This is a genomic window from Azospirillum sp. UFLA03-27 (genome assembly GCF_059803775.1).
The window spans coordinates 1-11957 of record NZ_JAUQTX010000209.1 but is presented as its reverse complement, the minus strand read 5'-3'; the positions used below and the strand labels follow the sequence as shown (position 1 = coordinate 11957).

12 protein-coding genes and 1 riboswitch are annotated in these 11957 nt (G+C 71.6%); of the genes, 10 read left to right on the top strand and 2 right to left on the bottom strand.

Features of this window, described 5'->3' with window-relative positions; genetic code table 11:
• The first annotated feature begins 108 nt into the window (after positions 1-108).
• The 6 genes from Q4I23_RS24640 to deoA are packed head-to-tail and all read left to right on the top strand — an operon-like array spanning position 109 to position 5403.
• Positions 109-939: an ABC transporter permease gene (locus Q4I23_RS24640; RefSeq protein WP_498527960.1), complete on the top strand. Its 831-nt coding sequence runs from the start codon at positions 109-111 to the stop codon at positions 937-939.
• Positions 932-1906, top strand: a complete 975-nt coding sequence (locus tag Q4I23_RS24635; protein ID WP_498527959.1) for an ABC transporter permease — start codon at positions 932-934, stop codon at positions 1904-1906. The genes Q4I23_RS24640 and Q4I23_RS24635 overlap by 8 nt, the downstream gene beginning before the upstream one ends.
• Positions 1906-2334: a cytidine deaminase gene (gene cdd, locus Q4I23_RS24630; RefSeq protein ID WP_237903884.1), complete on the top strand. Its 429-nt coding sequence runs from the start codon at positions 1906-1908 to the stop codon at positions 2332-2334. Before Q4I23_RS24635 ends, cdd begins: the two co-directional genes overlap by 1 nt.
• A 15-nt stretch (positions 2335-2349) precedes the next feature.
• Positions 2350-3183 (top strand): purine-nucleoside phosphorylase, encoded by an 834-nt coding sequence (locus Q4I23_RS24625; protein WP_498527958.1) that lies wholly within the window; start codon positions 2350-2352, stop codon positions 3181-3183.
• Positions 3180-4043, top strand: a complete 864-nt coding sequence (deoC, locus tag Q4I23_RS24620) for a deoxyribose-phosphate aldolase (protein ID WP_454018068.1) — start codon at positions 3180-3182, stop codon at positions 4041-4043. The genes Q4I23_RS24625 and deoC overlap by 4 nt, the downstream gene beginning before the upstream one ends.
• 37 nt (positions 4044-4080) lie before the next feature.
• Complete coding sequence (gene deoA, locus Q4I23_RS24615) at positions 4081-5403, top strand: thymidine phosphorylase (RefSeq protein WP_498527957.1); 1323 nt, start codon at positions 4081-4083, stop codon at positions 5401-5403.
• A 9-nt stretch (positions 5404-5412) separates the two neighbouring features.
• Here deoA and Q4I23_RS24610 read toward each other — a convergent pair whose 3' ends face one another.
• Positions 5413-7467, bottom strand: a complete 2055-nt coding sequence (locus Q4I23_RS24610) for an FAD-dependent oxidoreductase (protein ID WP_498527956.1) — start codon at positions 7465-7467, stop codon at positions 5413-5415.
• Between the two features lie 213 nt (positions 7468-7680).
• Between Q4I23_RS24610 and Q4I23_RS24605 the strand changes: the two genes are divergently transcribed.
• The gene (locus tag Q4I23_RS24605; RefSeq protein WP_498527955.1) at positions 7681-8574 is read left to right on the top strand and encodes a DMT family transporter; all 894 of its coding nucleotides are present in this window, start codon (positions 7681-7683) and stop codon (positions 8572-8574) included.
• 4 nt (positions 8575-8578) lie between these two features.
• Here Q4I23_RS24605 and Q4I23_RS24600 read toward each other — a convergent pair whose 3' ends face one another.
• The gene (locus tag Q4I23_RS24600) at positions 8579-8956 is read right to left on the bottom strand and encodes an STAS domain-containing protein (protein ID WP_498527954.1); all 378 of its coding nucleotides are present in this window, start codon (positions 8954-8956) and stop codon (positions 8579-8581) included.
• Between the two features lie 161 nt (positions 8957-9117).
• A riboswitch (TPP riboswitch) is annotated at positions 9118-9215 on the top strand.
• 69 nt (positions 9216-9284) lie between these two features.
• Here Q4I23_RS24600 and Q4I23_RS24595 point away from each other — a divergent pair.
• Genes Q4I23_RS24595 through Q4I23_RS24585 form a run of 3 tightly spaced genes read left to right on the top strand, consistent with a single transcriptional unit; the run spans position 9285 to position 11956 of the window.
• On the top strand, positions 9285-10427 hold the full coding sequence (locus Q4I23_RS24595) for an ABC transporter substrate-binding protein (RefSeq protein WP_498527953.1): 1143 nt from the start codon (positions 9285-9287) through the stop codon (positions 10425-10427).
• A 7-nt stretch (positions 10428-10434) separates the two neighbouring features.
• Positions 10435-11319 carry a branched-chain amino acid ABC transporter permease gene (locus Q4I23_RS24590; protein WP_014240019.1) on the top strand — a complete coding sequence of 295 codons (885 nt, stop codon included), beginning with the start codon at positions 10435-10437 and terminating at the stop codon, positions 11317-11319.
• 13 nt (positions 11320-11332) lie between these two features.
• Complete coding sequence (locus Q4I23_RS24585) at positions 11333-11956, top strand: branched-chain amino acid ABC transporter permease (protein WP_498527952.1); 624 nt, start codon at positions 11333-11335, stop codon at positions 11954-11956.
• Position 11957 lies beyond the last annotated feature (1 nt).

The following is an 11957-nucleotide window of genomic DNA, read 5'->3' as shown; positions in this document are numbered from 1 at the left end:
CCCCCCCCCCCCCCCCCCCCCCCCCCCCCCCCCCCCCCCCCCCCCCCCCCCTTTTCAAGCAGACGACGGCATACGAGATAGCTGTTATAGTCTCGTGGGCTCGGAGATGTGTATAAGAGACAGGGGCTGGTCGGGCTGGCGCTGACCGGCTGGCCCTGGCCGGTGGCGGCGCTCGGCGCAGTGGCCGTGTCGGCGCTGTTCGGAGCGGTGTGGGCAGCGGTTCCCGGCTGGCTCCAGGCCAAGCGCGGCAGCCATATCGTCATCACGACGATCATGTTCAACTTCATCGCCGCCGCGATCATGACCTATCTGCTGGTGGACGTGCTGATCCGCCCCGGATCGCAGTCGCCGGAAACGCGGGAGTTCGATCCGGGTGTCTGGCTGCCGACCATGGACCGGGCGCTCGGCTGGATCGGCGTCGCCATCCCGGCCTCGCCGCTGAACCTGTCCTTCCTGTGGGCGCTGGCCTGTTGCGGGCTGTTTTACCTGTTCCTGTGGCGGACCCGCTGGGGCTACGAGATCCGCACCGTCGGGCGGAACGAGCGCGCGGCGGTCTACGCCGGCATCTCCCCGGCGCGGAACATCATCCTCGCCATGGCGATCTCCGGGGCGCTTGCCGGCTTCGTCGGCGTGAACGAGATCATGGGGGTGCAGCACCGCATTCTGCTGAACTTCACCGGCGGGGTGGGCTTCGTCGGCATCGCCGTGGCGCTGATGGGGCGCAACCATCCGGTGGGGATCATCCTGGCGGCGCTGCTGTTCGGCGTGCTGGCGCAGGGGGGCGGGCAGGTGTCCTTCGAATACCCCACCGTGAACCGGGAGCTGGTGATGGTCATCCAGGGCCTCGTCATCCTCTTCGCCGGGGCGCTGGAGAACCTGTTCAAGCCGCGGGTCGAGGCGCTGTTCCGCCGCCGCGGCGGAGGGACGGCGCATGGATGACGCCCTGCTCGTCGTCCTGCTGCTGGCCGACGCCACCGTCCGCGTGGCGACCCCGTTGGTGCTCGCCGCCTTCGCGGCGCTCTACAGCGAGCGGGCGGGGGTGGTGGACATCGGGCTGGAGGGCAAGATGCTGGCCGGCGCCTTCTTCGCTGCCGCCATTGCGTCGTCCACCGGCAGCCCCTGGCTGGGCTTGGGCGCCGCCGTCGCGGCCTCGGTGGCGCTGGCGCTGGTCCACGGCTTCGCCTGCATCACCCACAAGGGCAACCAGGTGGTGTCGGGCATGGCGATCAACATCCTGGTCGCCGGGCTGGCGCCGACCCTGGCCTACGCCTGGTTCCGCCAGGGTGGCCAGACCCCGCTGCTGCCGGGAGAGGCGCGGCTGCCGCAGGTCCATCTGCCGGGTGTGGAGGCGCTGTCCGGGATTCCGGTCCTCGGTCCCGTCTACCGGGAGCTGATCGACGACGCCAACGTGCTGATCTGGCTGACCGTCCTGCTGGTGGTGGCGACCCACTGGGTGTTCACCCGCTCGCGCTTCGGGCTGCGGCTGCGCGCGGTTGGGGAGAACCCGTCGGCGGTCGACACGGCGGGCCTGTCGGTCACGCGGCTGCGCTATCAGGCGGTGGTCATCACCGGGGTGCTGACCGGCATCGCCGGCGCCTATCTGTCCACCGCCCACGGCGCCGGCTTCGTGCGCGACATGACGGCGGGCAAGGGCTATCTGGCGCTGGCCGCGCTGATCTTCGGAAAGTGGCGGCCCTGGCCGACGCTGTTCGCCTGCCTGCTGTTCGCCTTCACCGACGCGGTGCAGGTCCGCCTGCAGGGCGTGCCGCTGCCGCTGGTGGGGGTGATCCCGGTGCAGTTCATCCAGATGCTGCCCTATGTGCTGACCGTGCTCCTGCTGGCCGGCTTCGTCGGCCGGGCGGTGGCGCCCAGGGCCAGCGGCGTCCCCTACGTGAAGGAGCGGTGATGAGCGACCCCCAGGATTCCCTGATCGCCGACTCCCTGATTGCTGCTGCCCGCGACGCGATGGCGCAGGCCTACGCGCCCTATTCTCATTTTTCGGTCGGTGCGGCCATTTTGGGCGAATCCGGGCGCATCCACGCCGGGGCGAATGTGGAGAACGCCGCCTACCCGCAGGGGCAGTGCGCCGAGGCCTCGGCCATCGGGGCGATGATCCTGGCCGGGGACCGAAGCATCCGGGCGATCGTCGTGATGGGCGGCCAGACCGGCGACGGCCGGCTGTGCACGCCCTGCGGCGGCTGCCGCCAGCGCCTGCGCGAGTTTGCCAAACCCGACACGCCGATTCATGTCTGTGGACCGGAAGGGCTTCGCCAAACGTTTCGGTTGGACGAGTTGCTGCCGCACTCCTTCGGCCCCGACAATCTCGACTTCTAAGGGGAACAGACCGCCATGACCGCCGCACGCGCCGCCGCGGAAATCCTGCACCGGGTCCCCGGCTTCCGCCCGCGGGTGGGGATCGTGCTCGGCTCCGGCCTGGGCGGGGTCGCCGACCGGATCGAGGGGGCGACCGTCATGCCCTACGGCGACCTGCCCGGCTTCCCGCTGCCCAGCGTGGAGGGGCATATGGGCCGGCTGGTGCTGGGCCATCTCGGCGGGCAGCCCGTCGCCTGCATGCAGGGGCGCGTCCACGCTTACGAGGGCAATGGCTTCGACGCGCTGAAGACGGCGGTCCGTGCGCTGAAGCTGGCCGGCTGCGACACGCTGGTGCTGACCTGCGCCGCCGGCTCGCTGCGGGTGGAGGTCGGGCCGGGACGGCTGATGGCGATTTCCGACCACATCAACATGCTGGGCGCCAACCCGCTGACCGGCCCCAACGAGGGCAGCTTCGGCCCGCGCTTTCCCAGCATGACCGACGCCTGGGACCCCGCCCTGCGCGCGCTGATGCGGCGCCGTGCGCTGGAGCTGAACATCGATCTGGTCGAGGGCGTGTACGCCGCCTATCCCGGCCCCTCCTTCGAGACGCCGGCCGAGGTCCGGATGTTGAAGGTCCTGGGGGCGGACGCGGTCGGCATGTCCACGGTGCCCGAATGCATCGTCGCGCGGCATTGCGGCCTTCGGGTCGTGGGCTGCGCGGTCATCACCAACCTGGGGGTGGGACTCGGCGACGGGCCGGTGGACCATGACCAGACCCTGCGCGCCGCCTCGGCCGCCGCCTCCGACCTGGAGCGGCTGCTGACCGGCTTTCTCGACGGGCTGAACGTAGACGAAGGACGCCGGTCATGAAACTTCCCGCCGATCTGCAACGGGCGCTCGACACCGCGGCCGCCGTCAAGGCCGACGCCAAGGGGGCCGGCCGCGCCATCGGCCTGCTCGACCTGACCAGCCTGAACGACGACGACACCGACCAGACGGTGGAGGCGCTGTGCAAGCGCGCCGTTACCCCCGCCGGCAAGGTCGCCGCGGTGTGCGTCTGGCCGCGCTTCGCCAAGACCGCGCGCAAGGCGCTGAAGGGCAGCGGCGTGAAGATCGCCACCGTCGTCAACTTTCCCTCGGGGGAGGCCGACGCGGCGACGGTGGCGGCGGAGACCAAGGCGGCCATCAAGGACGGCGCGAACGAGATCGACGTGGTGCTTCCCTACCGCGCGTTCATCGACGGCGCCCGCACCCAGCCGATGAACGTGATCCGCGCCTGCCGCGAGGCCTGCGGGAGCGACGTGACGATGAAGGTGATCCTGGAGTCCGGCTGCTTCCCCGACCCGGAGCTGCTGGCCTGGGCCGCCCGCGACTCCATTGCCGCCGGGGCGGATTTCCTGAAGACCTCCACAGGCAAGGTGCAGCCGGCCGCGACGCTGGAGGCGGCGGCGCTGCTGCTGCACGTCATACACGAGTCGGGCAAGCCGGTGGGCTTCAAGGCGGCGGGCGGCATCCGCGACGCCGATGGGGCGGCGGCCTTCCTGGCGCTCGCCACCGCGATCCAGGGCAAGGGATGGGCCAAGCCCGAGACCTTCCGCTTCGGCGCGTCGGCGCTGCTGGACTCGCTGCTCGCCACCGCCGGCCATGGCGGCGGCAAGGGTGAGGGCAAGGACGGCAAAGACGGCAAGGGCGGTGGGGCGGTTGCCCAGCCGGCCACCGCCGGCTATTGATCCGCGCGACAGACCAGACCACGGAACGGACGCACGGATGCTTCCCCAGGAACTGATTCGCAAGAAGCGCGACGGCGCACGCCTGGACGCGGCGGAGATCGGCGCCTTCGTGCGCGGCATCACCGACGGCTCCGTCACCGAAGGGCAGGCCGCGGCCTTCGCCATGGCCGTCTTCTTCCGCGGCATGACGCTGGAGGAGCGGGTGGCCCTGACGCTGGCCATGCGGGATTCCGGGACGGTGATGCGCTGGGACCATCTGGACCTGCCCGGTCCGGTGGTCGACAAGCATTCGACCGGCGGCGTCGGCGACAAGGTCAGCCTGATCCTCGCCCCGGCGCTGGCCGCCTGCGGCGGCTTCGTGCCGATGGTGTCGGGGCGCGGTCTGGGCCACACCGGCGGCACGCTCGACAAGTTCGAGAGCATCCCCGGCTACCGCGCCAAGCCCGACCGGGCGACGTTGGAGCGGGTGGTGAAGGAGGTCGGCTGCGCGGTGATCGGCGCCACCGACGACATCGCCCCCGCCGACCGCCGGCTCTACGCCATCCGCGACGTGACGGCGACGGTGGAGACCATCGACCTGCTGACCTCCTCGATCCTGTCGAAGAAGCTGGCGGCCGGGCTGGACGCGCTGGTGATGGACGTTAAGTTCGGCTCTGGCGCCTTCCTGCCCGACATCGCCAAGGCGCGTGAGCTGGCCGACAGCCTCGTCACCGTGGCCGAGGGCGCCGGGCTGCCCACCGTCGCTCTGCTGACCGACATGAACGAGGTGCTGGGCCTGACCGCTGGCAACGCGCTGGAAATGCGGGAGTGCATCGACATCCTGCGCGGCGGCGCGGCCGACTCCCGGCTTTACGAGGTCACTGCGGCCCAGGCCGCCGAGCTGCTGGTGCTGGCCGGGCTGGTCCCCGACGCCGACGCCGGCCGCGCCCGCTTCGACCAGGCGATGGCGAGCGGGCAGGCCGCCGAGCGCTTCGCCCGCATGGTCCACGCGCTGGGCGGCCCGGCGGACCTGCTGGACGCGCCGGACCGCTATCTGGACGCCGCCCCCGTCGTCCAGCCGGTCTTCGCCGAGCGGGCGGGCGTGGTGGCGGCCATCGATGTGCGGGCGGTCGGCATCGCCGTGGTGGCCCTGGGCGGTGGGCGGACCAAGACGACCGATCCCATCGACTTCGCCGTCGGGCTGGCCGACGTCGCCGGGCTGGGCGCTTCGGTGGGGCCGGCGGAGCGTCCGCTCGCCGTCGTCCACGCCCGCAGCGCGGCGCAGGCGGAGGACGCGGCGGCGCTGCTCCGCCGCGCCTTCACCGTGGCCGACAGCGCTCCGCCGGCCGGGCCGCTGATCGCCGATCGCATCCGGCTGTAGGGGGCGGCTTTACGCGGCGCGGCGTCCGTTCTCGGCCTGCCGCGCCCGCACCGGCCCGACCAGAGCCTCCGCGGCAAGGCGGCCCGAGATGACGCAAGCCTCGACCCCCGGACCGGGGAAGACCCCGCCGCCGGCCAACAGCAGGCCGGGCACCGGCGACTTGGCGGGGAGCGCCGGATCGGTGCCGTAGATCGCCCCGTCCGTGCTGTGGGCGTAGCGGGCGAAGGTGGCGGCACTGGCGTCCTGCCGGTGCAGGATGTGGCGCTCCAGATCAGGGATCACGGCCGCAGCGGCGGCGATCATCGCGTCGCCCTCCCGCGTCTTCCGCGCGCGGTAGTCGAGGGCGGAGCGGTCCCAGGCGTCGCCCGCCGGGTCCAGCCGCATCAGCGTCAGCGTCGCGCAACCCGGCGGCGCCAGGGTGGCGTCATGGGCAGAGGGCAGGGCCAACGCCATCCCTGCATCCGTCAGAAACGTCATGGCCGGCAGGTCCGGGCGGATGTCCAGCGCCAGCGTGACCAGGAAGGCGGAGGTCGTGGGACGCAACGCCCGGCATCGCTCCACGCAATCGGCGGGCAGATGCTCCTCCCCCACCAGCTCCAGCAGGGTCCGCCGGGCGTCGGCGTTGGAGATCACCGCGGCGGCGGCGATGCGCTCCCCGTCCATGATTTCGACCCCGGCGGCCCAGCCGTCCTTGACCAGGATGCGGCGGACGGGGATGCGCAGCCGGACCTCGCCGCCCTTGGCGCGGATCGCCTCGACCAGCGCGTCGGCCAGCCGCTGCGATCCGCCTTCCGGATAGGCGCCGCCGTCGAAGACATAGCCGAAGATCGGCGCCATCTGGGTGGCGCCCAGCCGCTCCGGCCGGTCGGACAGATAGCCGGTCAGGCTGGACAGCAGGGCGCGGGCTCCGGCGTCGGGTACGTAATGCTCCAGCATCTCCAGAAAGCCGCAGTCCTGCCAGTGGAAGGCCTGCGGGCACTCGAGCGGGTAGGCGCGCATCGCCGCGACGTCGCGCGGGATGTGGGGCAGGCCGGTTTCGGCGCAGCCGCGGTAGAGGTCGCGGTAAACCCCGCGCATCTCCTCCAGAAAGGCGGCGGCTCCGGCGGCGCTGCCGGGATGCTCCCGCGCGATCAGGGCGGCCAGCCCCGCAGCGTCGCCGGGCAGCGGCCGAAGGGCGCCGTTCCGGACGATGCCGCGGTTCACCGGGTGCCAGCGCACGCGGTCCGCCACGCCGACCGTGCGCAGCAGATGCCCGACCGAACCATCCGGGCGGGTGCCACTGATGTCGTGCACCCCGGCGTCAAAGGTGAAACGCCCCACCGTCCCGTCGCGCAGATGCACTTTGCGGTCCCAGGAGGAGCAATAGCCGCCCGGGCGGTCGTGCGCCTCCAGGACGGTGACGCGAACCCCGGCCTCCGCCAGCAGGGCCGCCGCGGTCAGCCCGCCGATGCCGGCGCCGACAACGACGACACCGTCCTTTTGTCCGAGGACGGCGGGCGCGGGCCAGGGGTGAGGCTCCTGTTCGTCCAGACGGCGGGCGACGGCCCGGTTGACCAGCCAGTCCGGCAAGTGGCGATTCCCCAGAATGCCGGCCAGCGTGGCGAGGGCGGAGGTGACGACGCCGACCTCCGTCGCGACGGCGAAGCCGGCGGCGCCGGCCAGGAAGACCACGCCCCACAGCGCGGTGACCGCCTTGTTGATGGCGACGAACTGCGGCAGGTGCCACAGGCCGGGCGGTGTCGTCTCACGGGCGTAGGGCAGGGTGAAGGGACGGCCCAGCGCGAGCGAGGCGAAGGCCATGCCGGCCAGGGCGAGATGGACGATCACCCCCATGCGCTCCAACGGTCCGATGAGGAGCAGCACGGCGAAGAAGACGGCGGCGACCAGTTCCGGCGCCTTCGGCGATCCGCCCCGCCAATCATGGGCGCAGAGCGTCAGGCTGAGCAGCAGCGCTGCCAGCGCGGCCGCCGCATGGCCCATCGGCTGCAGAGCGCCGAAGACGATCCAGGGCGAGAAGCCGACGAGGACGCGGATCGATTGGGGGATCGGCTTGGACAGGAGCATGGCGGACCTTTGCGGTGGTGACGCCCGCCAGACTGTCCACCGCATCGGCCGGGGCCAGCGCCGATCCGCGAAAGGCCGGGTTCGCTTCGCCAAACGCCCGAACGTCGTTTAACGAAGCGTGAAACGCCGGCACCCCTCCGGGCGGCGCCGCGCGGGCCAGACCTGCGGTTGCGGCATTGGGCAGCATCATGGTTGCTCAGATACTGTGCAATCATGACCCAAGCCGCCGCTCTTCCCGCCGCCGCCAGTGACGACACACGCCACGCCATTGGCTGCTTCCTGCTGGCCATCTTCCTGTTCGCGGGCATGGACACGCTCATCAAATACTTGAGCAGCGGCTACCCGGTGGCGCAGCTCATGTTCGCGCGGTCGGTGGTGGCGGTGGTGCTGGTCGGCGGCATTTCGGTGGCGCGCGGCGGCTGGGGCGGGATGCGCACGCGGCGCCCGGTCGCCCATGTCTTCCGCTCGCTGGCCGGGCTGCTGTCGATGGGCTGTTTCTTCTACGCCTTCAAGCATCTGCCGCTGGCCGAAGTCTATGTGCTGAGCTTCGCCGGGCCGCTGTTCATCACGGCGCTGTCGATGCCGCTGCTCGGCGAGCCGGTTGGCTGGCGGCGCTGGGCGGCGGTGCTGGTCGGGTTCGGCGGCGTGGTGGTGATGGCCCGCCCGGAGGCCGATGCGCCGCTCCTGCCGATTTTTGTCGGCGTGGCCGCGGCCTTCTTCTACGCGCTGGCGATGATCGCGGTGCGCGGCCTGTCGCGGACGGAGAGCAACACCGCCATCGTCGTCTATCTGCTGCTGACCACCACGGTGGTGAGCGGCGTGGCGGCGGTCCCCGACTGGGTAACGCCGGGTGGGTTCGACCTCGGGCTGATGCTTCTGGTCGGCACGCTGGGCGGGGCGGCGCAGGTTCTCATGACCCAGGCTTTCCGGCTTGGCCGCGCCGCGGTGGTGGCGCCCTTCGAATACACGGGGATGATCTGGGCGACCCTGCTCGGCTTCCTGGTCTTCGGCGATGTGCCGACTCCCACAGTCCTGGCCGGGGCCGGGATCATCATCGCCAGCGGGCTCTACATCCTCTATCGGGAAACGCTGCGCCGCGGCGGCTGACGGTTCAGGCGGCGGCGGGAAGCGCCAACCCGCCGTCGAAGACGCGCGGGGAGTCCGTCAGGGCGATGATCCGACTGCGCTCCAGCACGCGCCGGATCCGCGGCGGGTGATTCTCGAAGGCGATGGCGCCGCCGCGGTCGAGCACCGCGTTGCGGAGCGCCAGCAGAATGCCGATGCCGCAGGAATCGAGGAACTCCACCCGTCCCAGATCGACGCGCAGGGTCAGGGCCCCCGCGTCCGCGGCGCGGCGGAGCAGGGGCGTCAGGCCGGGCAGGGCGGCGTGGTCGATCCGCCCCGACAGGACGGCGCGCAGCCCGCATCCGCCCTGTGCCGTGGCGAAGGGGTGCAGGGTGACGGTGCTGTGCGACGGGATGGGCCGCATGCTTCGTGGCGACTTTCCGGTTGGGGCGACGGTCCGGCGCGGGCCGGGGGCGGTGGAAGGAACCACGGGAAGCGCGACTCTCCGGTGTCTGTTGCGTTGCGAAATTGTGAAAAGGCGCCGGGCCGCCGCTTGACAGCCGGGCGCCGGGCTCACACTGTGCACACGAACGGCTGGGGTGCCTGCCACGAGGCGGGCTGAGACCACACCCATCGAACCTGATCTGGGTCATGCCAGCGAAGGGAGCCAAGCGTTCGAGGCTGTGCCGCCGCTATACCCCTGGCCTCCTCGTCCTTGCGCGGTTCTTCGCCGGGCAGGAGGAGACACATCCATGCGGCGCTTCCTTTCCATTCTCTCGGCAACCGCCGTCTCGGCGTCGCTCCTGTCGGGGACGGTGCTGGCGGGCGAGGCCTCGGTCCCTGTGCTGGTGCCGCTGACCGGCTTCCTGTCGCTGGAAGGCACGAGCCAGCGCAACGGCGCCGTCCTGGCGCTGAAGGACGCGCCCGCGGGAGTGGCGGTGCGGTCGGAGGTGATCGACACCGGCACCTCGCCGGAGGCCGCGGTCACGGCGTTGGAGCGCGCGGCGGGCGGCAAGGTCACGGCGGTGGCGGCCAGCATGCTGGGCACGCAGATGCTGGCGATGCTGCCGCTGGCCCAGGATTACGGCATTCCGCTGGTCACCGTGTCGGGCACGGCGAGCATCACCGAGCAGGGCAACCCCTGGGTCTTCCGCTTCTTCCCCGGCGACGCCGTGACCAAGGAGGCCCACGCCCGCTATGTGACGGAGGAGTTGGGCAGGAAGCGCCCGGCGGTGATCTATCAGACGACCGCCTACGGACAGAGCGGCAAGGCCCATCTGGAGCAGGCTTTCAAGAAGCTCGGCGTCGAGCCGGTGTTCGAGGAGGGGGTGGACCCCGCCGCCAAGGATCTGCTGCCGGTCCTGACCAAGGCGCTGGCCGCCAAGCCCGACGTGCTGGTGCTGCACCTCCATTCCGGCCCGACCGCCCTGTTCATCCGGCAGGCGGCGGCCAACGGGGTGGCGGTGCCGATCGTCGCCGGCTCCGCCATGCACCAACCGAGCACCGCGGCGCTTCTGGAACCGGCCGAGTTGAAGGGCGTTTGCGCCGAGACGGCGGCCTCGCCGATCTCCGGCGGCAGCCCGGAGGTGGAGGCCTTCACCACCGCCTACCGCGCCGCCTTCAACGCGGAGCCGGATGCCTTCGCGCTCGGCCAATATGATGGCATCCGCATGGTGCTGGCGGCGGTGCAGGGCGGTGCTGACAGCGCGGAAGCGGTGCGCAAGGCCCTGTCCGCCGGTACCCACCAGGGACTCGCCATGACCTACCGCTCGGACGGCAAGGGCAACATGGCGCATTCCGCCGTGATCGTCTGCTACGACGGCGCCTCGCGCGTGCCGGCGATCGCCAAGCGCTACGACAACCTGACCGGCGTGGTGACCGGCATGGTGAAGTGAGCGGGCCTTGATCACCCTGCAGCTTCTCGTCAACGGCCTCGCCCTGGGTGCGGCCTACGCGCTGGTCGCGCTCGGCTTCGTGCTGGTGCTGAACGCCACCGCGGCGGTGAATTTCGCGCAGGGCGATCTCGTGATGGCCGGCGGGCTGCTCGGCGTGGCGCTGGCGCCGCATCTGCCGGGTTATCTGCCGCTGCCCGGACTGCTTCTGCTGCCGGTGGTGCTGGTGCTGATGGCCGGGCTGGGGCTGCTGCTGGCGGCTGCGGCCTACCTGCCGCTGCGCCGCCGCCCGCCGGTGGCGGTCTTCATCAGCACCATCGCGGCGGGGATCATCCTGCAGAACGGCGCCTCCGTCCTGTTCGGACCGGAACCGCGGGCAGCCCCGCCGCTGCTGAGCGGGGGAACGCTCGACCTCGGCGGGCTGGTAGTGGCGGAGCAGTCGCTGGCCATCATCGCCGTCGCCGCTCTGCTGATCGCCGGGCAGCAGTGGCTGTTCGGGCGGACCCAACTCGGCCGCCGCCTGCGCGCCACGGCGCAGGACCCGGAGATGGCGCGGGCCTGCGGCGTGCCGGTGACGGCGATGATCCTGATCACCTTCGCGCTGGGCACCGCCTTCGCCGGGGCGGCGGGGTTGCTGCTCGCCAACCGCTACTTCGTCACGCCGACGGCGGGCGGCGACCTGATCCTCAAGGCCTACATCGCCGTGACCATCGGCGGCTGGGGTTCCGTCCCCGGCGCGGTGGCCGGCGCGCTGCTGATCGCGCTGTTCGAGGTGGGGGTGTCGTCGGTTCTGTCCTATCCGGTGGCGCTGGGGCTGCTCTACGCGACGCTGCTGGTCATCCTGGTTGCCCGTCCGCAGGGGCTGTTCGGTGAGGCGGCGCGGCGCCGTGCGTAGGATCGTGCATAAGGTGTGGGCGCTTGCCCCCACCCTGACCCTCCCCCGCTGGGCGGGGGAGGTGATTGGGGTCGCGGTGCTGGTGGCGTACGCGCTGCTGTACGCGTCGCCGTACGGGCTGCGCGTGCTGACGGTGGCGGGGGTGTACGCGCTGGCCGCCATCGGGTTCCAGATCGTCTTCGGACTTGGCGGCGCGCTGTCGCTGGCTCATGGCGCCTTCTTCGGGATCGGGGCCTACGCCACCGGCATCTTGGGCAGCCAGTGGGGGTGGGGCTTCGCCGCGACCTTTCCGGTGTCGCTGCTGGTGCCGCTGCTGCTGGCCCTGCTGGTCGGGCTGCCGGTGCTGCGGCTGGAATCCCATTACTTCGCGCTGGCGACGCTGGGCATCGCGCAGGTCGTCCATCTGCTGGCGGTCAACAGCCCCGCCCTGACCGGCGGCGCCAACGGGCTGCCGGGCGTGCCGGGCATCGTCCTGTTCGGCTGGGCGGTGCCGCGCGGGCTGCCACTGGCGGCGGTGGTCTGGGGCTTCGTGGCGCTGGGCGGGCTGCTCGCCTGGAGGCTGGCGCGCGGGCGCTGGGGACGGGCGCTGACTCTGGTTCTGTCTCTTATACACATCTCCGAGCCCACGAGACTATAAC